The organism is Leptotrichia wadei, assembly GCF_007990445.1.
GTDB classification, from domain to species: domain Bacteria; phylum Fusobacteriota; class Fusobacteriia; order Fusobacteriales; family Leptotrichiaceae; genus Leptotrichia; species Leptotrichia wadei_A.
In genome coordinates this window covers 383,162-405,854 of record NZ_AP019841.1, presented here as the reverse complement: position 1 = coordinate 405,854, position 22,693 = coordinate 383,162, and the positions used below count along the sequence as shown (strand labels likewise).

The window sequence follows — 22,693 nt, the reverse complement described above, 5'->3', positions numbered from 1 at the left end:
ATTTTTCTAAAGAACATTATATCATAATTTTTTTATAACATCAAACTTATTTTTCAATTTATTTTGCCATTAAAACATACTCAGCAAAACTAATAACAGCTAAGTAAAATTAGGATTGTACTAAACTCATTTAAAAATAGAAGTTCTATTTTGTATGTTCTTTATTCTTTTCAAGGAAATTTATAGATAAGTTCACTACTTAAATAGGAAACAGTATAAAAAAAGAAAAAAATCGGGAAAAAAATCCCGACTTAAAAATACATTATTTTTATTTATTTTAAAATTCCTGATAAATAAACAAGGAAAAATATTGTGAATCCTGCTAAATATACAATTCCCGCAACTGACAAAAACCATAGCCAGACAGGTAATTTACTGTTATCTTTAACAAGTGAGAAATTAAGGTAAGAATAAACGGGAGCTGAAACAAATGAAAATATCATCGCAAAATTCATCATTGCAGCCACATTTCCAGCAAAGAAAAATACTATAATCATTGCTAAAATTACAGTTACGATCATCCAAGTATTGAAATGTGCAGTTGTTATTTCCTTTTGCTTACGAATCAAACGTAAAGTTTCAGCATTTGCACGTGAATAACCATCCACAACTGTAATTGTCGTACCAAAAATACACATAAATGCGATAAATGCAATAAGAAGTCCAGACCAGTTTCCAATTACACTTGAGTACATTTTTATAAATTGAGTAATATAAGCTGCACTTGCTCCTTTAATCGCAGTTCCTGTACCATACTGAATCAATGCTCCAAGCGCTAAAAACACAAAGGCTAATATTGTTGTAACAAAATAACCTACATTAAAGTCAAGCATTGCAATTTTACGTGGCACTTTCATTTCATGCTGCTTTTCAACAGTCCACATCGAATTAATTGCCGAAATCTCAATTGGTGCAGGCATCCACCCCATCAATGATATGATAAATGGCAATGCCTTTAATTTCCACGGAGATGGTGCTACAAAATTCGGTGCCATAGGGTGATGCTTAAATAATGCTATAATAACAGCAACAACTGTCGCTATTGTCAATGAAACAACAATAAATTTCGATGAACTGTCTAAAAGCTTATAACCTCCAAATATCATCATTGCAAGCGATCCCACAAGAACAATTGTAGTAAGCATATTAATCATTGAAGCCATCGCTGCAGGTGTAAGACTAGGTAAAATTGTCAATTTCAAGATATTTGCCAAAATTGCCGCTGTCAAAATACCTACTGCTGCAATATTAATAATTGCTGAAAATATATTCATAATGAAAAATACCCATAAATAAATCTTTCCTTTTTCCTCATAACCTTCAATTAACGATTTCTTTCTTTCTAAAGTATATTGAGTTCCAAAACGGAAAAACGGATATTTAAAAACATTTACTAAAATTACAATAATTGCCAGTTGCCATCCGTATAATGCACCCGCTTGCGTAGATGCCACAATATGAGATCCCCCAATAGCCGCCGAAGCCATAAGAATACCAGGCCCAAAGGCTTTAAACTTGCTATACCATCCTGCTTTCGTCTTTGCTATATTTGTCATAAAATATACCTTCCTTTTCTATTATTTGTTTCAAAAACTACAGTAAATTCCTCCAAAATTATAATCCTCAAACTTTAAATTTACATAATTCTTATTAATTCAGTTAATCTCACTTACAGAAATCGTAGACTTTCCTGTTAAATTATGTAAAAATTTTCTAAATTTTCCCAAGTTTAAGTATATTTTGATTACCAAATTTTTGAAATTATATAGGTATTATAGCACTTTGTCTTAAATATTCAAAATTTTTTTGGCTAATTTTAGTATATTTTTAGATTTATTTCTATTTTTTTTAAAGTAATTTTATCCTAATTTAAATACTTCATCTTCAAAATGACGTATCATTCCTCCTTTAAAAAATTTTCCCATTTCCTGCTCCATCATATCTACAAACAGATATTCACTTTCAAAATGCCCAATATCAACTAAAATATGCCCTTCCTCCAAAGCATCCAGAGCCTCGTGGTATCTCAAATCCCCAGTTAAAAATACATCTATCTTATTTGCCACTTCGTACATAAACGAACTTCCGCCACCTGTAACAAGCCCAATCTTTCTCACATAAGAATTTTTATTCCCAACATATCTCACATAGCTTATCCCAAGCGAATCCTTTATTCTTTCTATTAAATCCCCAAGTTTCATTTTTTCATTTAATATTTTAATTCTGGCAAGTCCGCTACGAACATGTTCCATTTTATTTTTTATTGGATTATAATCTTCAAATTCATGCTCATTAAAAATTACTTTTTCACCATCCAAATTCAATTTATCCATTATAAAATCATTTAGTCCATTTATTGCAAAATCTGAATTTGTATGAATTGAATAAACTGCTATTTTATTTTCTATCAGTTTTAAAATTTTTCTCCCATGCACAGTTTCATTTGTAATTTTCTTCAATCCTGAAAAAATAACTGGATGATGTGAAATTATTAAATCCACATTATTATCCACAGCCTTCTGCACAGCCTTCTCTGTCACATCCAAGCAAAATAATACTTTATTTATTTCTCTAGTGTTATCCCCCACAAGAAGCCCGACATTATCCCATTCTTCCGCTATTTTTGGACTGAAAATTGTCTGCAGTTCTCCCATTATTTGCCATAATTTCATAATTTTTATTTCCTTTCACAGTTTTTTCTATTTTATAATTTTCCTATCTTCTCAACCTTTTTGCATCAAGTATTTTCATTTTATACTCGAATCCATTCAAAATTAAACTATTAAAAATCATATAAACTTAAAACAATCATAGTTTTTGAGTTCGTTTTCAAATAAGTTTCGCTATATTTTCACAAGCAAACAAATCTCCTTGTTTCAGAATCCCAATTCCTAAAAATTCTATTAATTTACCGTATAATTTGCCTCTTCGCTATTTTCCACAAAATCATTTCTCATCATATCAATTGAAAGCTTATTAAGCGCCTTCTCCTTTAAAATTTTCACATTATGTTTTGCAATATTCAATGATCTCGCAATTTCCTTTTCTGTATAAACTTTATCATCAAGCCCGTAAGTCATGACTAAAATTTGCTCATCCAAATAATTTAATTTTTTCGGAATATTTTCTAAAATATACATTTGTGTAATTTTATCAGCTTTTTCAAATACTTGCGTATTTTCCATCAATTCTTCAGGCTCAACTTCATCAAACAGCATTTCCAGCTGCTCGATATATTCTGTTGAGACATTCATCTGCCTGCTTATTTCCTCCATTGAAAGTCCCATGCTTTTATCCACTTTTACTTTCAAATACAAAATATATGATAATTCTGAAGATTTAATATCTTTTAATAAATTCTTCTGAAATTCCAAAATATATTTTACAGCAAAATTTTTTATAAAAAATTCAGGCTCCTTTGTAATTTCCATAATTTGATTATAGTAATTCAGCCCCGACATAATTCCTAGCGTAGCCTCCTGAACCGTATCTAAAAATGAAAATCCATATTTTGAATAAAGCAGACTTTCCTTTACAGCGATTTTCAAATACTTGTCAATTAATTCTTCATTTTCCCTTTCACTCTCGCTCTTTTTCTCAGATTCCTCATATTTTTCCTTTATATTTTCCAAATATGACTTTATAATGTCTTTTTCCGCAATAAAAACATTTTCATCCTCCAGTACAATAAAATCACTTCCATCAGTCGAATTTCTAACTTCAGGAATATTTTCCAGATGAATAAATTTTAGAAACTCAAAAAACTCATCATCACTCATTGTGTAATTTTCAATGATTTTCTCGAAACTAAAACTTCCCTTCTTTTTAATATCTTCAAAAATTTTTTTTAACATTCATTTCTCCCCTTATTTGTTATTTTATTTATGACATACAGCTCCAGAAATTACATTTATTTAACCCATTTAAATATTTTTATATTATTTATCCTAAATATATCTAAAAGGAGCTAAATAATAACTTTAGCTCCTATAATCTTCCAATTTTTTTCTTCTGCTCGGATGTCTTAATTTTCTTAATGCCTTTACCTCAATCTGTCTGATACGTTCTCTCGTTACATTAAAGATTTTTCCAACTTCCTCCAAAGTCTTTTGAGAACCATCATCCAGCCCATATCTATATCTAAGTACCATCTCTTCACGATCATTCAATGTTTTCAGCACCTCATCAAGCTGTTCCTTTAAAAGGACTCTAGTTGTTGCATCATAAGGATTTGCAAATTTGTCATCTTCTACAAAATCCCCAAGTTCACTATCCTCTTCACTTCCAACTGGAGTTTCCAGCGAGATTGGATCTTGATTCATTTCAAGAATACTTTTTACCTTTTCTACAGGCAGCTCAAGTTTTTTAGCCAGTTCTTCTGCAGTTGGTTCCTTTCCAGTTTCCTGAAGAATTATTCTGCTTTCCTTTTTAATTTTATTAATCGTTTCAATCATATGAACAGGTATTCTTATTGTTCTTCCCTGATCTGCAATCGCACGTGTTATAGCCTGTCTAATCCACCAAGTTGCATAAGTTGAAAATTTGAACCCTTTTTCGTATTCAAATTTTTCCACAGCTTTCATAAGCCCCATATTCCCTTCCTGAATTAAATCCAACATTTTCAGTCCACGATTAGTATGTTTTTTTGCAATGCTGACAACAAGTCTTAAATTTGATTCAATTAATTTCTGCTTGGCTTCCTCTTCTCCATTTAAAACTCTTTGAGCATAATCAATTTCCTCTTCATAGCTAAGTAAAGGAATTTGCCCAATTTCTCTTAAATACATTTTTATTGGCTCATCCACATCCATACTTTCAGCCATTTTCAATAGATCTGTCTGCAATAATTTATCCACTTCCGAATCGTCGATTTCACTCTCTACAAATTCATCATGCGAATCCTCAAAATCTGATAATTCCATTTTCTCAATATCTTCCAAAGATTCAGGAACTTTTAACAAATCTTCCTTTTCCTTTATAGTATCTACGATTTGAACACCGTCATCAGTCAGCTTTTTTATTAACTGATCAATTTTTTCAGTTGAAAATCCAATAGACAAAACAGAATTTATTTCTTCGTAACTTACAACTTTTTGCTCTCGTGCCTGTTTTATAAAATTTGCGAGACTATTTTTTAAATTTTGTTTTTTATCAGACATAACCCAGTCTCCTTATCAATATAAATTCATCATATAATTTCTTTATTTCCTCAATTTTATTAACATTTTTCATTTTTAACAACAATTTTTTTAATTCAATTTTTTTTATTTTATTATTTTCTTCTTCTGATTTTTTACTTTCCTCTCTTATTTCCCGCTCAAACCATCCAGAATAGACTTCCATAAAATATCTATCTTTAAAATAGCTGTCCTTATACTTAATATCCTTATCTGCCCGTAATTTTAACTGTGTTACAGCTTCCCTGCTTTCTTCGCTAATATCATTTTTATCAAGCTGTACTATATCAAAGTTTACAAGTTTCAGCTTTTTAATCAGCTCATTAAACAAAGAATGGCTAAATTCCTTATTTAACAATTCTTCGCATCTTTTCCTTTCAGAATCGTAAAATTCCAGAATGTACATAAGCGTCTGCTCTTCCAATGCAATATTCAAGTCTTCCTTTAACTTTTTATACTGGACTTTCTGGTTTCCACGATCTTTTCTTTTTTTTCTTTTTGAAGTTTCAACTGATATATTTTTTAGCGATTCTTCCAATACAAAGTCATTAATTCCAAAATTAACTGACAATCGCTGTAAATATAAATTTTTACTAAGATTATTCGTGATATTTGAAAAAAATGGCTTTAACCTTTCAATAAACTTTTTCTCGCCATTTATATTATTCAGATCCAAATCCTTTGAAGCTTCCCTTGTCAAAAAGTCAAAAATTTCTTCTGATTTTTTTACAACTTCTATAAAAGCCCTTTTCCCATTTTTTCTCAAAAACTCATCAGGATCCTTCTCACTCCCGTCCATAACCAGACATTTCACATCAAAATCATATTTTTTCAAAATATATCCAGCTTTTACAATAGCATTTTTTCCCGCTTCATCATTATCATACGAAATCAGCACCTTATCTGTATATCTCTTCAAAAGTTCCGCCTGTTCTTCGGTAAATGCCGTTCCAAGACTTGCTACTGCATTTTCAAACCCATGTTTCTGGGCTGTCAGCACGTCAAGATAACCTTCCATCAGCATTGCAAAACCTTTTTTCCTAATATTTTCCCCTCGGTACTTTATTCCAAAAAGTTCATTTCCTTTTTTAAAAATAGGCGAATCTGGAGAATTAAGATATTTAGGCAAGTTAGTATTTTTCTCAATTATACGACCTCCAAATCCAACAATTTGGGCATCCGCATTGTAAATTGGAAAAATTACCCTATTTCTGAAACTGTCATAGATTTCTCCATTTTCATTTCTTTTGGCAAGTCCCAGTTCCATTATTTTTTCTTCTGGAAAATCTTTTTCTAGTAAATATTGAAATAAATCATCTCGTGAACTTGAAGCAAATCCAATTCCAAACTTTTTTATTTCCTCTAGCGAAAAATCCCTCTCCTTCATATATTCCAATGCTTCATCATACTTCTCAATATTTTCCCTAAAAAATATCTGAGCTTCCTTTATTATTTCAAAATATTCCCTGTTTACAGCCTTTTTCTTCTCAGTTTCCCGATTAACTGCCTCATATCCCCTATTTTTTCTAAGCGGAATATTATACTTTTGTGACAATTCCTCCACCGCTTGAATAAATCCAATGTCATTAATTTTCATATAAAACGAAATTACATTTCCACCAATTTGAGTACTAAAATCTTTAAAAATATTTTTTACTGGACTGACTGTGAAGGAAGGAGTCTTTTCCTCCTTAAACGGAGATAACCCTTTATAATCTGAACCTGCCTTTTTCAAATTAACATATTCACCAATCACTTGAACGATGTCCAGATTGTCAATTAACTTTTGTATTTCTTTTTTACTGTAAAACATTATATTCTATTCCTCCGCAAAACAGTCACTAAAAAATACCTACACTATTAGTATAGTGTATTTTTTTAAATAGTCAATACTTTCCAAATAAATTTTTTAATTTTCTTCGTTTTCTTCATTCTTTTCTCTAATAACTACTACTTCATCTTCCATAATGTCCTTAAAAACTTCATCCATTATTTCTGATTTTGGTTTTCCTTTAGCAAATTCTTTTTTTGCAATTTTTCCTGAAATAATTGCAAGTTCGTATTTATTAGGTACTTTAGTCAATAATTCATCTATTGTTATTTTTTCCTTTTTCATAATTTCTCCTATTATTTTAGAATTTATATTAACTTTACAAATTAATAATATTTATTAATTCCCTGCAAGATTCTTCAATATCATTATTTATTATTGTATAATCGTATTTTTTTTCATACTCCAGCTCTTTCAATGCATTTTTCAAACGTGTCTGAATGACTTCCTCTGTGTCAGTATTTCTATTGCGAAGCCTTTTTTCAAGTGTTTCCATATCCTTTGTACGAAAAAACACCAAAACAGCATCTTTTTTCTTTTCCTTCGCAATTAATGCACCTTGAACATCAATTTCCAAAATTACATTTAATCCTTTATTCAAGTTGCTTTCCACAACTTCCTTTAATGTTCCATAATAATTGCCGTGAACATTTGCATATTCATAAAATTCATCATTTTTTATTTTTTGTTCAAAAGTTTCCTTAGTTAAGAAGAAGTAATCTTTTCCATCGATTTCTCCATTTCTTGGCTTGCGAGTTGTAGCTGATATTGATAATGGGATATTTAATCTATCTTTTACTAATTTTGTGACTGTTGATTTTCCTGAGCCTGAAGGCCCTGAAACGATAAATAGTTTTCCTTTCATTAAGAACCCACCTTTATTTTTAAGTGAATAAGGGGAAATTCAGATTTCTGAACCTCCCACGACTAAAGTTGCGAGTGTTCTTGCACTATTTCATAAATTCCCCCTATTCATCCAATTTATTTTCCTATTTTCTAATTCTTAAACTATTTTCCATTTAATAGCAGATTTTTTTAACAATAGTCAATAAACTCTTACTAACCTCTACTTTATAATGGAATTTAGTATTAAGCATTTTTCATTTTCAAATAAGCAACTGACAAATTATTTTAATTTACAAAAGATTTTGCCAGTCACCTAATTTAATTCTTATTAAACTTCTGTTTCTTCTGAATTTTCCACAGTTTCTACTGATTCATCCGATAAATCTGAAACTGTTTCAATTTCTTCATTTATTCCATCCGCATCAGTTTCTGCCTCTGTTTCAATTTCTTCGGCAATGTCACTTTTCAAAGTTGCATCCAGATATTTGTAATCTTTGAAACCAGTACCTCCTGGTATTTTCTTACCAATAATTACATTTTCCTTAAGCCCTTCAAGTCTGTCTGTTTTTCCTTCAACTGCAGCATTTGCAAGAACTTTTGTTGTTTCTTGGAATGATGACGCAGAAATGAAACTTTCCGTGTTTACTGCCGCTTTTGTAATACCTTGTATTACAGGTTCGTAAGTTGCAGGACGTTTTCCATTTGCAATAAGTTTTTCATTTTCACGTTCCACAATTTTCTTATCAATTAATTCATCTTCAAGGAATAGTGAATCTCCAGCTTCCTTAATCTTAATTTTTTGGAACATTTGTTTTACGATTATTTCAATATGCTTGTCATTAACCGCAACTCCTTGTTCACGATAAACTTGCTGTACTGATTCCAAGATAAATTGCTGTGCTTCCACAAGCCCTTTAATTTTCAAAATATCGTGAGGCGAAACTGGTCCATCTGTAATTTTAGCACCTTTTTCAATCAGCATTTCATTAGTTACAACCAAATGTTCCCCCACAGGAACTGTATATTCTTGAATTAATTCCCCAGTTTCAGGATCTTCAATCAATATTAATCTCATACCCTTTTTCTTCTTATCCGAGAATACAACACGCCCTGCAAATTCTGACAAGATAGCTTTTCCTTTAGGATTTCTTGCTTCAAACAATTCTTGCACACGAGGAAGACCTCCAGTGATATCTTTATTTCCTTCTCCTGTTTTCAAGATTTTTGTAATAGTTTGACCTTTTTTAACATGATCTCCTTCATTTACCATTAAATATGCTCCATAAGGAACTGCATATTCCACTCTTCTGTCATCTTTTGTGTAAATTATGATTCTAGGGTTTACATCGCTGCTTTCCACAGGTTTTATAGCTACTTTTTCAGTAACTCCATATTTTACGTCAATGTTCTCTCTTACATAAATATCTCTAAATTCTACTTTACCTTCTTCAGATGTAATAATTGGCGTTTGATAAGGATCAAATTCAACTAGGATTTGTCCTTTTTTAACTTCATCTCCATCTTTTACATGTAAAATTGAACCAGATTGAATTTCATATCTATGTTTTCCTATTATTAAACGTCCATTTTGAGAAACAACGATTTCTTTTCCTTCTTTATCTAAAAGTGTAGAAATACCTCTAAACTTAACTTTTCCAGCAATATCCGACTTATAATCAGATTGAACTGAAGCTGCTGTGGCAACTCCTCCAGTATGGAAAGTACGCATTGTAAGCTGTGTACCAGGTTCTCCAATTGATTGAGCCGCAATAACTCCAACTGCTTCCCCTTTCAAGATTTCCTTATGGTTAGAAAGATCCAATCCATAACATTTCTTACAAACTCCCTTTTCCAATTTACAAGTCAAAGGTGTTCTAATTTCCACTTCACGAATATCTAATTCTTCAATCTTTTTAATCAATTCATCATCAATCAAAGTATTTCTAGTCGCAATAACTTCTCCATTATGAACTAAATCTGTCGCCAAATTTCTTCCATAAATTCTTTCACTTAATTTTTCGATAACTTCCCCAGCATCCATCAAGTCCGTTACGACAATTCCATGTTCACATCCGCAGTCATCATGATTTACAATAACTTCGTGCGAAATATCAACAAGCCTTCTTGTCAAATATCCTGAATCCGCCGTTCTTAGTGCTGTATCGGCAAGCCCTTTTCTCGCTCCATGTGATGACATAAAGAATTCCAAGATGTTAAGACCTTCCCTAAAGTTGGCTTTAATCGGCATTTCAATGATTCTACCTTGCGTATCCGCCATAAGTCCACGCATTCCACCAAGCTGACGCATTTGCGCAATTGACCCTCTGGCTCCTGAATTTGCCATCATGTAAACTGGATTAAATTCATCAAGGTTATCCATCATATCTTTTGTTACTTTTTCAGTAGCTTCTGACCAAATACCCACTGTTTTTCTGTATCTTTCTTCATTGATAATTTCTCCAGCTTTATATTGCTTCTCAACTTCTGCCACACTTTTTTCAGCATTTTCAAGTATTTCCTTCTTAGTTTCAGGAATCTTCAAATCTTCAATTCCAACTGTAATTCCAGCAAGTGTACCGTAATGGTATCCAAACTCTTTAATATCATCCAGTAATTTTGAAGTTTTTTCAAATCCATATCTCTTATAAAGTTCAGCGATCAGATTTTTCAATTCTTTTTTACCAAACGTAATTCCATAATTTCTAACTTCTTTTGGCAAGATCAAGTTAAACATCAATCTTCCTGGCGTCGTTTCAATTAAATTACCATCTACTCTAACTTTTACTATAGCATGAACAGACACTTTTCCATTTTGATAAGCAGTAATTAATTGATTTCTGCTAGAAAATAGCTTCCCTTCTCCCATTGAACCTTTTTTCTCTTTTGTCATATAATAACATCCCATTACCATATCTTGTGACGGAACTGCTATTGGTCCACCATTTGATGTAGCTATAATGTTATTTGTTGCAAGCATAAGTAATTTTGCTTCCATCTGCGCTTCCTGTGACAATACCAGATGAACCGCCATTTGGTCACCATCAAAATCCGCATTAAATGCAGAACATACAAGCGGATGCAGTCTAATAGCTTTTCCTTCTATCAAAATTGGCTCAAATGCTTGAATTGAAAGTCTATGTAATGTCGGAGCACGATTTAAAAGTACTGGGTGATTTTTAATAATTTCTTCAATCAATTCCCATACATTTTCATCTTCTTCTTCAACCATTTTCTTAGCAACTTTAATATTTGAAGCCAATTCCCTTTTTACAAGCTCTCTCATCAAGAATGGCTTATACAGTTCAAGCGCCATCTTTTTAGGCAATCCACATTGATTCATTTTCAAGCTTGGTCCAACGACAATAACCGATCTTCCTGAATAATCCACACGTTTTCCCAATAGATTTTGTCTAAAACGTCCTTGTTTCCCCTTTAACATATCAGAAAGTGATTTCAATTCCCTGTTGCTTTGATTAACAACTGGTTTTCCACGTCTACCATTATCAATTAACGCATCCACAGCTTCTTGCAACATTCTCTTTTCATTTTTTATTACAATTTCAGGAGCTTTAATTGACATCAATTTTTTTAGCCTGATATTTCTATTAATTACTCTTCTATACAAATCATTCAAGTCAGAAGTAGCAAATCTTCCACCATCTAACTGAACCATCGGTCTTAAATCAGCTGGAATAACTGGCAACACAGTTAAAATCATCCATTCAGGTCTATTTCCAGCTTCTATTAAATCTCTTACTACTTTTAATCTTTTTATAACTTTTCTTCTTTTTTGTGTAGAATGTTCCACATCCATCTCATTTTGAAGTTTACTTTCCAATTCATGCAAATCAATTTCCTCAAGTAAGGTTAAAACTCCTTCAGCACCCATTTTTGCTGTAAACTCACCTTTAAATTGACTTTCATGCAATTTATATTCTCTTTCTGTCAAAATTTGACCTTTTTCAAGCCCAGTTTCTCCAGGATCAGTTACAATATATCTTGAAAAATACAAAACTGACTCCAATTCCTTCGTACTAATCCCCAACAAAAGACTCATTTTGTTAGGCGTACCTTTAGAATACCAGATATGTGCAATCGGCGTAGCAAGTTTAATATGTCCCATTCTTTCACGTCTAACCTTTGAAGTTGTCACTTCAACACCACATTTTTCACATACCATGCCTTTGTAACGCATTCTCTTATACTTCCCGCAGGCACACTCATAATCCTTAGATGGCCCAAATATTCTCTCACAGAATAATCCGTCCATTTCAGGCTTTAATGTTCTATAATTTATTGTTTCGGCTTTCGTAATTTCACCATAAGACCATTCCAAAATCTTTTCTGGCGATGCCAATTTTATTTGAATACTGTCAAAATCTCTTATACTCATTTAATAAGACTCCTCAATTCTTTATTCCACTTTTTTTGAAAAGTAAAGTGGGAAAACTTTTTCTATATTTGTTTTTTTAAACTAAAATTTATATGCAAAATTTCAGTTCCCAAAAATATTTTTTACTAAGCATCTACATTCTTATCTAATTCAATTTGTTCCCCATCCTTATCATAAAGGGCTACATCTAGTCCAAGTGACTGGAATTCCTTAATTAATACTCTAAATGATTCTGGAGCATCTGCTTCTGGCATTTCTTGTCCTTTTACGATGGCTTCATAAGTTTTTGTTCTTCCACTGATGTCATCTGATTTAACTGTAAGCATTTCTTGTAAAATATTTGATGCACCGTAGGCTTCCAATGCCCAGACTTCCATTTCTCCAAGTCTTTGTCCACCAAATTGGGCTTTTCCTCCAAGTGGCTGTTGAGTAACAAGTGAATATGGTCCGATTGCTCTGGCGTGCATTTTGTCTTCTACCAAGTGGTGAAGTTTTAGCATATACATACGACCAACTGTTACTGGGTTGTCAAATGGCTGTCCAGTTCTTCCGTCTATTAGTTTTACTTTACCAGTTCTGCTGTATCCAGCTTCTTCCAAGTAATTTTTTACATCGTCTTCACTTGCACCATCAAATACTGGTGTTGCGATATATTTATCAATATCTCCAATTGCAAGTCCCAAGTGAACTTCCAGCACCTGTCCAATATTCATACGAGATGGCACTCCAAGTGGGTTAAGACAAACATCAATTGGTGTACCGTCTTCCAAGTGTGGCATATCTTCAATTGGCAATACTCTTGAAATTACCCCTTTATTTCCATGACGTCCAGACATTTTATCCCCAACCATTATTTTTCTTTTTTCAGCAATGTAAATTCTAATTAATTTATTTACTCCAGCCTTCAAGTCATCTCCGTTTTCTTTAGACAGCTCAAGCACATCTACAACAGTCCCTTTTACTCCATGAGGAAGTCTTAATGAAGTATCTCTTACATCTTTTGCCTTTTCCCCAAAGATTGCACGTAATAGTTTTTCTTCTGCTGGCGGCTCAGTTTCCCCTTTAGGAGTTACTTTTCCGACAAGAATATCATCAGGAGTTACGTGTGCTCCGATTCTTATAATTCCATTTTCATCAAGGTTTCTCAAGGCTTCTTCAGAAACATTAGGAATTTCCCTTGTAATTTCCTCATCACCTAATTTTGTAGTTCTCGCTTCAATGTCAAATTCTTCAATATGAATTGAAGTAAATACATCATCTTTTCTAAGTCTTTCTGAAATAAGGATTCCATCTTCAAAATTATATCCTTCCCAAGGCATAAATGCTAGCAGGATATTTTTACCTAATGCTAAATCCCCGCCTGCAGTAGATGGTCCATCTGCAATAATATCTCCCTTTTGAACTTTATCTCCCAAATCAATAATCGGTTTTTGATGTAAACACATTGACTGGTTAGATTTTTCAAAGTTTAGTAATCTATGAGAATATTCTTTTCCATCTTCATCAGTTACAACAATCTTTCTTGCATCTACAAAAGTTACAGTTCCAGCTGCCTTTGAAGTAATAACTGCCCCTGAATCCACGGCAACTTTTCTTTCAAGTCCAGTTCCAACATAAGGTGCTTCTGTTTTTAATAAAGGTACTGCTTGACGTTGCATATTTGATCCCATTAACGCACGATTGGCATCATCGTGTTCCAAAAATGGTATTAATCCCGCTGAAACAGACACTAATTGTTTTGGCGACACGTCTAGAATATCAACTTTTGACTTGTCAATATGCACAATTTCATCCCCATAACGGCAAACAACTTCATCAGTCAAGAAATTTCCATCCTTGTCAATTGGCGTATCTGCTTGAGCGATAAATAATCCTTCTTCTTCATCAGCTGCTAAATATCTAATATCATTAAAATCGGCTTTTCCATCGTTTATTTTTACAAACGGAGTTTCAATAAATCCATATTTATTAACTTTTCCATAAGTTGAAAGTGAAGCGATAAGTCCGATATTCGGTCCTTCTGGAGTTTCTATTGGACAGATTCTTCCATAATGCGAATTATGAACGTCCCGAACTTCAAATCCCGCTCTATCTCTCGAAAGTCCTCCAGGTCCTAACGCTGAAATTCTTCTCTTATGAGTCAATTCAGATAACGGATTTGACTGATCCATAAATTGTGACAATTGTCCACTTCCAAAAAACTCAAGAATTAGTGCATTTAGAGGTTTTGTATTTAACAAACTTTGTGGAGTCAATGTTGTAATATCTTGAATTGTCATTTTTTCTCTGACCATTTTAGACATTTTCAGCATTCCACCTTTTATTTGGATAGAAAGCAATTCTCCAACACCTCTTACACGTCTATTTGACAAATTATCAATGTCATCTGTAAATCCTTCTCCGCTTACAAGATTTTTCACATATTCAATAGTTTGCAAAACATCTTCCTTTGTCAATACAATTACATCTGCTGGAACATCCAACTTTAATCTTTTATTAACTTTATATCTTCCAACATCTGCCAAATCATATCTTTGTGGATTAAAGAACATCTGCTTAACAAGCGATCTGGCACTGTCAACAGTTACTAAATCCCCTGGACGTAATTTTCTAAACACTTCGATAACCGCTTCATCACTATTTTTAGTGCTATCATGTACCAAAGCATTTGCAATTATTCTATCTTCAGGTTTTACTTCCCAAATACTTAATTTTTCTACCTTTGCATCTATTATTTTTTGAATAACAGGTATGTCGATGATTTCTTCGGCTTCAGCGACAAATTCCCCAGTTTCTTCATCCAAAATATCTTCTCTTACAAAACTTCCCTCCAGTTTTGAACGTAAAACTTCTTCAAGTTCAGTATCTTTATATTTTGAATAAAGTTCTGATAATTCCACTTCCTTTAGCTCAAAAAAATTATTCATAATTTCTTCGTTAGTATGGAAAAAATCAACTGCTTTAAGGAAAACAGGCAATAAAACTTTCTTTCTTCTATCAATTTTTACATTTAAAATATCATTCTTGTCAGTTTCAAATTCAAGCCATGTTCCTTTATAAGGGATAATTTTCCCGATAAACACATCTTTTCCTGTTTGAATATTCAATTCCTTGTTAAAAGTGATCCCTGGTGATCTGTGTAATTGGGAAATAACAACTCTTTCTGCACCATTTACAATAAACGTTGCTTTATCAGTCATAAGCGGTATATCTCCAAAATGAACTAATGTTTCCTGAATTTCTCCTGTTCTCTTGTTAGTTAATTTCAATCTAACTTTTAATTGACCAGAATACGTTTTACCTCTTTTTTTACATTCCAATTCATCATTTAAAGGCTCATCATTATCATGAATTTCATACCATAAGTATTCTAATTTCAATAACCCATTGCTGGATTCAATTGGAAAAATTTCATTAAAGATCGCTTCAAAACCTTTATTTTCTCTCTTTTGAGGTGGCACTTTCGTCTGCAAAAAATCTTCATAAGAATTTAACTGAAATTCTAAAAAGTGCGGCATTTCCCCTCTATCTACTATTTTTCCGAAACTATATCTTTCAATAAGTTTGTTCATTTAAAAAATTCCTCCCTAATAAAGAACACATTCTTCATCAATTCAAATCAAAAATTAAACTTTTATAAACTTCTAAATTTAAACCTCATCTAAAAATGTTCTCATAATTTCGATTTGTTATTTTATATCACGTGAGTTGTTCCCATAAAAATGGCAACCTTCTGGAAACTGCAAAATTCTGCATTCCAAATAAATCTAATACAATATAACTTTTTTACCTATAAAATTACATCAATTATATTATAAAAAACTAAAAAATAGACTAAAAATACTTCTGTTTTAAACATTTGAACCTCTATATTTAGTCTTAAAGTTATTATACCAAAACTACTTTTTCCAATTTAACTATTTAAAAATAATCAAATTTACCTAAAAAACAATCTATTTTTTTCAATGTCCATATTCTTTTACAAGCAGCTTTGCCATATTACATATATGAATTTGTTTTGACCTATTTTTATCTCTAAAAATTAATACAAAAAAGAATAAATTGTCTATTCAACCTTAAAGTTTTATAGTGGAAAAAGACACTCTCTGTAATGTCTAAGAGTGTCTTAACTATTAATTTGATTTTGACTATTTAACTTCTACAGTTGCTCCTGCAGCTTCTAATTTACCTTTAATTTCTTCAGCTTCTTCTTTAGAAACTCCTTCTTTAACTGCTTTTCCGCCAGCTTCAACTAATTCTTTAGCTTCTTTAAGTCCTAATCCAGTAATTCCTCTTACTTCTTTAATTACTGCTAATTTAGTTCCTCCTGCAGATACTAATACTACATCAAATTCAGTTTTTTCTTCAGCTGCTGCTCCTGCTGCTGCTCCTCCTGCAACTGCTACTGGTTGAGCTGATACTCCAAATGTTTCTTCAATAGCTTCAACTACTTCTTTTAATTCTAATACAGACATAGCTTTTAAATCTTCTATAAATTGTTCTTTATTAAATGCCATTATTTTATTTCCTCCTAATTTTCTTCTTTAATTTGTTTATTTTTTATTATTTTAGTTTATTAATATTTTCATTCAATTATTCAGCTGCTGCTCCAGTTTCCTTTTGTTCTGCAACATTTGTCAATGCCACAGCCAACATTCTAACTGGCGACAACAATCCGTAAGCAATTTGACCAAGTAATTCATCTCTAGATGGTAATTTAGCCAATGCTTCAACAGTAGATACTTCAACTCTTCCAGTTTCTAGCAATCCACCTTTAATTGTTAATTTATCTTTTAATTTTTTCCCAAAATCAAAAACTAATTTAGATGGTGCAACTCCATCTTCATATCCTACTGCGAATGATGTAGTTCCTTCCAATAAATCATCAACATCTGTGTCAAATCCTGCTTCTTTCAACGCTATTTTAAACAATCTGTTTTTAGCAACAAAGTATTCTACTCCTGCTTCTCTAGCATTTTTACGAAGTTCAGTATCTTCATTAACACTAATCCCTTTATAATCAACAAATACTACCGCTTTAGCATCTTTTAATTTTTCAACTAGACTTTTTACAACTTCTAATTTTTCTTGTGCTGGCAATTCATTTCACCTCCTTATAATAAAAACCTCTGAAACAAAAACAATAAGCCCAGAGGTATCATATTATAAAAATATCTATTATTTAATTTTAATATCTATTTGTAATAATATTTACCTCGGTAGGGTTTAAAGAATCAAAATTCTACCTACTGTCTTTGGTTATATTTACTTTGTATGATTTATATGATTATAAACCAATATGTATTATTATACAATAACTTTTACAAAATTGCAAGTATATTTTAAAAATTTATTATTAATTTTTTATATTTTTTAAATTACCGAACAGAAAAAATCCATCCGGTAATTTATATATTATATAAGATTATTTACTATTTAGCAACAAATGCTCCAGCCAATAATGGATCAACTTTAATTCCAGGTCCCATAGTTAATGAGATTGCAACTGTTCTTAAATATTGTCCTTTTGAAGTAGCTGGTTTTAATTTGATAATTTGATCTAATGCTACTTTGAAGTTTTCTACGATAGCTTCCTTTGTAAAATCAACTTTACCGATTGGTAAGTGAATTGATCCTAATTTATCAACTTTAAATGCAACTTTTCCTTTTTTAAATTCTTGAACTGTTTGTTCAATATTTGTTGTAACTGTTCCTGATTTAGGGTTAGGCATAAGTCCTTTAGTTCCTAAGATTCTTCCTAATCTTCCTAATTTAGGCATCATGTCAGGTGTAGCAATTACTAAGTCAAAATCAAGCCATCCACCTTGGATTTTGTTAATATATTCATCATCTCCAGCAAAATCTGCTCCTGCTGCCAATGCCTTATCAATATTTTCTCCACTTGTGATAGCCAAGATTCTTACTGTCTTACCTGTTCCGTTTGGTAATGAAACTGTACCTCTTACTTGCTGATCAGCGTGTCTTGGATCTACTCCCAATCTAATTGCTAATTCTACTGTTTCCACAAATTTTGCACTTTTAGTTTCAAAAACTAAATCCAATGCTTCTTCTGGTGTGTAAACTTTCATTTTATCTACTTTTTGAGAAATGTTATCGTATCTTTTTCCTCTTTTTGCCATTTATTATTTCCTCCTCTGTGGTCATTGGTTTTATAACCTTCCACTTGTTCTAATAATCGTTTAATTCTTTATTTCTTATCTCTATTTTAATATTAATTATTCAGAAATTTTAATTCCCATACTTCTTGCAGTTCCTGCAATAATGTTCATAGCCGCTTCAACACTTCCAGCATTTAAATCTGGCATTTTAGTTTCTGCAATTTCTTGTAATTGAGCTTTAGTTATAGTTCCAGCAACTTCTTTTAATGAATTTCCAGCACCTTTTTTAACTTTAGCCGCTTTTTTCAATAAGTCTGATGCAGGCGGTGTTTTTAATACAAATGTAAAACTTCTATCTGCATATACAGTAATTTCTACTGGAATTACAAATCCCATTTTATCTTGTGTTTGAGCGTTGAATGATTTACAGAATTCTGCAATATTTACCCCGTGTTGTCCTAATGCAGGCCCTACTGGTGGTGCAGGATTTGCTTTCCCCGCTTCTAATTGTAATTTAATCTTTCCGATTACTTCTTTAGCCATTTTTCCTCCTCTGTGGTAATTGAATTTTTAAAATCTCCCACTTTTTCTTTCAAATTAAAATTTCGCTAATTGTTATTCTTTAATAATACTTCTCTTTAAAATAATATTTTTTTCTGTTTTTAAATTTTAATAATCTATTTTTTCTATTTCAGTATGCTCTACTTCCACAGGAGTCAAACGCCCCAGCACTTCAAGCATTACTTTTATTTTACCATGTTCATGGTCAATTTCTGAAATTTCTCCCTGTTGTCCATCAAATGAACCACCTTTAACAGTAACAACTTCACCAACTTTAAAATTAATATCAAGTCTTGGAGCTTTTTCCTCCCCATCAATATCAATTCCAATTTTAGAAAGTAAATCTGCGGCTTCTTCATCAGACAACGGTATTGGATCACTTCCAACTCCGACAAATCCAGTAACTCCATTAGTATTTCTTATTACATACCAGGCATCACTGTCAACACGATATCCCAGTCCTAATTCATTTTCTTCCCTAACAGAAAGCATTTCTATCATTACGTAGCTTGGAAAAAGTTTTCTTGGAACTTTTACCATTTTTCCACGTTTTTCCTCCAGCACCTCTTCTTCAGGCACTAAAATTCTAAAAACCCTATCTGTCAAGTCAAGCGACTCTATTCTTTTTTCCAAGTCAGCAGCCACTTTTTTTTCGTAACCAGAATAAGTGTGAATTATATACCATTTTTTTTCGTATGCAACTTCATCTTCAACTTTTTCATTTGCTTCAGTCACTTTACGCGCCTCCTAAAATATTTCTTAGAATATCACTTATTTTTGCCAGCACAAAATTAAACGCTGTATCAAAAAGAAGTGTATATATAGCTATAAAAGCTGTCATCAAGATCACGATTACAGTAACGTGATAAATTTCAATTTTATCCGGCCAATATATTTTTTTATATTCTTCACGTAAATTCCCAATAGCATCCTTTAAATTAAATTTGCTCATAATTATCTCCTAGAATCATCCAAGAATTTTAAAAAACTAAATTCTCCTGCTTTAATAAAGAAATTTAACCTAAAAAATAAATAGTCCTTAAAACCATATACAACTAAGTTTCTTTATTAAAAAAAATTCTCATAAAATAAAATGGCAGGCCAGGCAGGAATCGAACCCGCAACTTTCGGTTTTGGAGACCGACGCTCTACCAATTGAACTACTGACCTATCTATTTTTATGAGATTATTTAACTTCTCTGTAAAGAGAATGTCTTTTAAGCACTGGATTGTATTTTCTCATTTCTAATCTTTCAGGATGAGTTTTTTTGTTTTTAGTTGTAACATAATGTCTCAACTTAGTTTCAGTGCACTCTAAAATAACTTGTACTCTCATTGTTTCTATCCCTCCCAATAAAATATTGGTATTACCAGAATAAACTAGCTTATTTATAATACCATACTCTATAGTTTTTGTCAACACCATTTTCTTTGTTTTTTTTAAATTTTTTCCATTTTTTTGTAAATCTGCTAAACAACTGTGTAATTTCAAATGAAATTAATGTTTTAAAAATAACTCCAGCACCTTTAAAATACAAAATGTAATTCCACTGGCAATAACTGGTCCAGCCGCAATTCCCTTAAAAAATACAACTCCCATTATTGTCCCAATTACAAGGGCAACTGTAATTTCAGGCTGCCCTGAAAGAAGTCCGACTCCTTTGGAAGAAAGGATTGAAACTGTAATTCCGCTTATAATTGCAACCCATCCAACTGGGGATTTAAAGGCGGAAAGCAGATGGGAAAAGCCAATTTCTCCAGTTGCAATAGGGATTAAAATTGCAATTGTAATTATTAGCACTCCCCAGTTTATCCCTTCCTTTCTAAATTGAGTCATTATTCCTTCAATATTGACTCCTTTTATTTTAAAATATTCAGTAATATTAAACAGACATTTCAGAATCAGCACAAAAATTGTCGCAAAAACAATAGATTTATTATTAGTTATCGCTCCTACCAGTAAAATAATTCCTAAAAAAATAAAACTTTCCAAAATTTCTCTCCTTTAAAATTCATATTCTCCATTCCAAGTAATAAATAATTTCACAAGTTCTTCTGCAACTTTTTTATTTCTTTTTTCAATATCTTCAAAAGTCCAGTCATTTTTATCATCTGGAATTAACTCCCTAACATATTTAATTTTAGATTTTTTATAGCTTGTCTTTTTCTTTTCAAAAAAGTTTTCTGTAGCTTTAATTGTCAATCTTCTTTCAAAAGGAATTTTATTTCCTATATAATTTATATGCGTTTTAACTTCTTTATTCTCCACGCTTTCTGTAAACCGGTCACTCCATTTTTGGGGTAATATATACTCAACTTCCCATTTTTCAGGCAACAGTTCATCTTGATTATTATAGACAACCATTTTTAAAATCATACGCACAAGATTTTTATTGGGCGTTTTAACTCTTTCCTGTAATATCGTGATTGGAATATTTTTAAACGCAACTTTTGGAGAAATATTATCAACTATATCAACATTTAATTTGAGAATATCCGCTTTTACTGCTGAAACACTTGGTGTTACAAGATAATTGGCAGTCAATTCTAAAAACAGCTTTCTTAAAAATTTTAAAAAATATACTTCAAAATTTTCCTTCTCACCGTGTGACAAATAATATACAACAACTGGATATTTCCAAGATTCATTTGGATATGCCGACAAAGTATCCAAGATTTTAATAATATTTACATTTTCAGTCCAAGGCTTGTCGTCAATAGATTCATGCCTGTTCATTACAACCCACAAATCCAGAATTTGATCCAGATGTTTTAGTAAATTTGACTTATACAGCCTTGTAAATCCATTTTTAGAATAAAAACGTCTAAGTCCAAGTGTCGTTGTTGCAATATCCTTTTCCAATGCCCTCAAATAGAACATATAGTAATAGAACAGCTGTTTTACATTTTCTCTGGCGTAAGTTGCCCGTTCACTCAGGTTTTTCCATTGCTTAATGAACATTTTCTTATATTCTTTTTTTATTCTGTTATACATTTTTGCCTTAAATATATCCGCTTCAGACAAAGGCAGACCCCTGTCATTCAAAGTGGAGAACACGCTTAGGGCATCATCCTGAGAATCTGTCTTTATTGGAAAAACTACTACTTTATTTAAAGTGTAATAAATAAATTCCAGCATTAGAGTCGGACTTAATTCACTAAGTTTGTCAAATAGTCTCTGGAATAAAATATAATTTTTAGAATAATTGTCTTTTCTCTTATGATCGGCAATTCCTGTTTCTAAAATATCCTGCAAAATTTTATTCCCTTCATTATCTATAACTCTTGATGTAATCAGCACACTTTTATAGTCAACTTCTCCAGTCAGTTTTTCCTGTTTCCAAAGTGCAGGCTGAATTTGCCTTATAAAATTTTCCTGTTCAATGGTTTTTTCCTCATAAGAAATCAATTTTGTATAAATGGCACGAAGAAGCAAAAATAAGGAAGTTATTCTCTGCTGTCCATCAATAATTTCCTGTTCCCCCTCTTCATTTTCATAAGAAACAATGCTTCCTAAAAAATATGTCCCTTCTACTTCACTATTTTTTTTCGACTCACTTTCTGTAAACTCCAAAAGATCATAAAATAACGTCTTAGTTTCATTTTCAGTCCAGGAATATGGTCTTTGATATTCAGGTATTAAAAACATCTGTTCTTTTCCGCTTTCCAGCAGCCGCTTTATACTTTGCTTATTAACTTGTATTGTTGCAACCATAAAACCTCCTATAATTTCTCTTTATTTTAATTTTACATAAAAGTTTATACA

At 31.8% G+C, this 22,693-nt stretch carries 18 protein-coding genes, 1 tRNA gene and 1 other annotated feature; all 19 genes read right to left on the bottom strand.

The window, feature by feature from the left end:
* Window positions 1-272: 272 nt before the first annotated feature.
* Window positions 273-1,556: an NRAMP family divalent metal transporter gene (locus FVE74_RS02100; RefSeq protein WP_147002982.1), complete on the bottom strand. Its 1,284-nt coding sequence runs from the start codon at window positions 1,554-1,556 to the stop codon at window positions 273-275.
* A gap of 303 nt (window positions 1,557-1,859) precedes the next feature.
* Complete coding sequence (locus tag FVE74_RS02095) at window positions 1,860-2,672, bottom strand: Nif3-like dinuclear metal center hexameric protein (protein ID WP_147002981.1); 813 nt, start codon at window positions 2,670-2,672, stop codon at window positions 1,860-1,862.
* 231 nt (window positions 2,673-2,903) lie between these two features.
* Window positions 2,904-3,854, bottom strand: coding sequence for an RNA polymerase subunit sigma (locus tag FVE74_RS02090; protein WP_147002980.1), 951 nt, complete (start codon window positions 3,852-3,854; stop codon window positions 2,904-2,906).
* Window positions 3,855-3,980: 126 nt separating this feature from the next.
* Window positions 3,981-5,159 (bottom strand): RNA polymerase sigma factor RpoD, encoded by a 1,179-nt coding sequence (rpoD, locus tag FVE74_RS02085; protein WP_147002979.1) that lies wholly within the window; start codon window positions 5,157-5,159, stop codon window positions 3,981-3,983.
* Window positions 5,152-6,990: a DNA primase gene (dnaG, locus tag FVE74_RS02080; protein ID WP_147002978.1), complete on the bottom strand. Its 1,839-nt coding sequence runs from the start codon at window positions 6,988-6,990 to the stop codon at window positions 5,152-5,154. The genes rpoD and dnaG overlap by 8 nt, the downstream gene beginning before the upstream one ends.
* 96 nt (window positions 6,991-7,086) lie before the next feature.
* Window positions 7,087-7,293 carry a DNA-directed RNA polymerase subunit omega gene (locus tag FVE74_RS02075; RefSeq protein WP_147002977.1) on the bottom strand — a complete coding sequence of 69 codons (207 nt, stop codon included), beginning with the start codon at window positions 7,291-7,293 and terminating at the stop codon, window positions 7,087-7,089.
* 34 nt (window positions 7,294-7,327) lie between these two features.
* Entirely contained in the window at window positions 7,328-7,873 is a 546-nt protein-coding gene (gene gmk, locus FVE74_RS02070) for a guanylate kinase (RefSeq protein ID WP_147002976.1), read from the bottom strand.
* 309 nt (window positions 7,874-8,182) lie between these two features.
* Window positions 8,183-12,247: a DNA-directed RNA polymerase subunit beta' gene (gene rpoC / locus FVE74_RS02065; protein ID WP_147002975.1), complete on the bottom strand. Its 4,065-nt coding sequence runs from the start codon at window positions 12,245-12,247 to the stop codon at window positions 8,183-8,185.
* Between the two features lie 125 nt (window positions 12,248-12,372).
* Window positions 12,373-15,819, bottom strand: coding sequence for a DNA-directed RNA polymerase subunit beta (gene rpoB, locus FVE74_RS02060; protein ID WP_147002974.1), 3,447 nt, complete (start codon window positions 15,817-15,819; stop codon window positions 12,373-12,375).
* 576 nt (window positions 15,820-16,395) lie between these two features.
* Window positions 16,396-16,764 carry a 50S ribosomal protein L7/L12 gene (gene rplL / locus FVE74_RS02055; protein WP_147002973.1) on the bottom strand — a complete coding sequence of 123 codons (369 nt, stop codon included), beginning with the start codon at window positions 16,762-16,764 and terminating at the stop codon, window positions 16,396-16,398.
* A gap of 76 nt (window positions 16,765-16,840) precedes the next feature.
* Window positions 16,841-17,347, bottom strand: a complete 507-nt coding sequence (rplJ, locus tag FVE74_RS02050; RefSeq protein WP_147002972.1) for a 50S ribosomal protein L10 — start codon at window positions 17,345-17,347, stop codon at window positions 16,841-16,843.
* 11 nt (window positions 17,348-17,358) lie between these two features.
* Window positions 17,359-17,524: a sequence feature (ribosomal protein L10 leader region), on the bottom strand.
* A gap of 155 nt (window positions 17,525-17,679) precedes the next feature.
* Complete coding sequence (gene rplA, locus FVE74_RS02045) at window positions 17,680-18,387, bottom strand: 50S ribosomal protein L1 (RefSeq protein ID WP_147002971.1); 708 nt, start codon at window positions 18,385-18,387, stop codon at window positions 17,680-17,682.
* Window positions 18,388-18,483: 96 nt separating this feature from the next.
* A complete protein-coding gene (rplK, locus tag FVE74_RS02040; protein ID WP_018498762.1) occupies window positions 18,484-18,909 on the bottom strand; it encodes a 50S ribosomal protein L11 in 426 nt (141 codons plus the stop codon).
* 126 nt (window positions 18,910-19,035) lie between these two features.
* Window positions 19,036-19,662: a transcription termination/antitermination protein NusG gene (gene nusG, locus FVE74_RS02035; RefSeq protein WP_147002970.1), complete on the bottom strand. Its 627-nt coding sequence runs from the start codon at window positions 19,660-19,662 to the stop codon at window positions 19,036-19,038.
* 1 nt (window position 19,663) lies between these two features.
* The gene (gene secE / locus FVE74_RS02030) at window positions 19,664-19,879 is read right to left on the bottom strand and encodes a preprotein translocase subunit SecE (RefSeq protein ID WP_010128900.1); all 216 of its coding nucleotides are present in this window, start codon (window positions 19,877-19,879) and stop codon (window positions 19,664-19,666) included.
* 142 nt (window positions 19,880-20,021) lie between these two features.
* Window positions 20,022-20,097, bottom strand: a tRNA-Trp gene (locus FVE74_RS02025).
* Between the two features lie 16 nt (window positions 20,098-20,113).
* A complete protein-coding gene (gene rpmG, locus FVE74_RS02020) occupies window positions 20,114-20,263 on the bottom strand; it encodes a 50S ribosomal protein L33 (protein WP_006807173.1) in 150 nt (49 codons plus the stop codon).
* Between the two features lie 162 nt (window positions 20,264-20,425).
* Complete coding sequence (locus tag FVE74_RS02015; RefSeq protein ID WP_010128732.1) at window positions 20,426-20,920, bottom strand: DUF441 domain-containing protein; 495 nt, start codon at window positions 20,918-20,920, stop codon at window positions 20,426-20,428.
* A gap of 12 nt (window positions 20,921-20,932) precedes the next feature.
* Window positions 20,933-22,642, bottom strand: a complete 1,710-nt coding sequence (locus tag FVE74_RS02010) for a DUF262 domain-containing protein (RefSeq protein WP_147002969.1) — start codon at window positions 22,640-22,642, stop codon at window positions 20,933-20,935.
* Window positions 22,643-22,693: the final 51 nt, after the last annotated feature.

What these genes read in the sequence shown, in the direction of transcription:
- dnaG (WP_147002978.1), bottom strand. Translation starts at nt 6,990, where the DNA reads ATGTTTTACAGTAAAAAAGAAATACAAAAGTTAATTGACAATCTGGAC.
- FVE74_RS02090 (WP_147002980.1), bottom strand. Translation starts at nt 3,854, where the DNA reads ATGTTAAAAAAAATTTTTGAAGATATTAAAAAGAAGGGAAGTTTTAGT.
- secE (WP_010128900.1), bottom strand. Translation starts at nt 19,879, where the DNA reads ATGAGCAAATTTAATTTAAAGGATGCTATTGGGAATTTACGTGAAGAA.
- gmk (WP_147002976.1), bottom strand. Translation starts at nt 7,873, where the DNA reads ATGAAAGGAAAACTATTTATCGTTTCAGGGCCTTCAGGCTCAGGAAAA.
- rpoB (WP_147002974.1), bottom strand. Translation starts at nt 15,819, where the DNA reads ATGAACAAACTTATTGAAAGATATAGTTTCGGAAAAATAGTAGATAGA.
- rpmG (WP_006807173.1), bottom strand. Translation starts at nt 20,263, where the DNA reads ATGAGAGTACAAGTTATTTTAGAGTGCACTGAAACTAAGTTGAGACAT.
- rpoC (WP_147002975.1), bottom strand. Translation starts at nt 12,247, where the DNA reads ATGAGTATAAGAGATTTTGACAGTATTCAAATAAAATTGGCATCGCCA.
- rplA (WP_147002971.1), bottom strand. Translation starts at nt 18,387, where the DNA reads ATGGCAAAAAGAGGAAAAAGATACGATAACATTTCTCAAAAAGTAGAT.
- FVE74_RS02075 (WP_147002977.1), bottom strand. Translation starts at nt 7,293, where the DNA reads ATGAAAAAGGAAAAAATAACAATAGATGAATTATTGACTAAAGTACCT.
- FVE74_RS02100 (WP_147002982.1), bottom strand. Translation starts at nt 1,556, where the DNA reads ATGACAAATATAGCAAAGACGAAAGCAGGATGGTATAGCAAGTTTAAA.
- FVE74_RS02095 (WP_147002981.1), bottom strand. Translation starts at nt 2,672, where the DNA reads ATGAAATTATGGCAAATAATGGGAGAACTGCAGACAATTTTCAGTCCA.
- FVE74_RS02010 (WP_147002969.1), bottom strand. Translation starts at nt 22,642, where the DNA reads ATGGTTGCAACAATACAAGTTAATAAGCAAAGTATAAAGCGGCTGCTG.
- rpoD (WP_147002979.1), bottom strand. Translation starts at nt 5,159, where the DNA reads ATGTCTGATAAAAAACAAAATTTAAAAAATAGTCTCGCAAATTTTATA.
- rplK (WP_018498762.1), bottom strand. Translation starts at nt 18,909, where the DNA reads ATGGCTAAAGAAGTAATCGGAAAGATTAAATTACAATTAGAAGCGGGG.
- rplL (WP_147002973.1), bottom strand. Translation starts at nt 16,764, where the DNA reads ATGGCATTTAATAAAGAACAATTTATAGAAGATTTAAAAGCTATGTCT.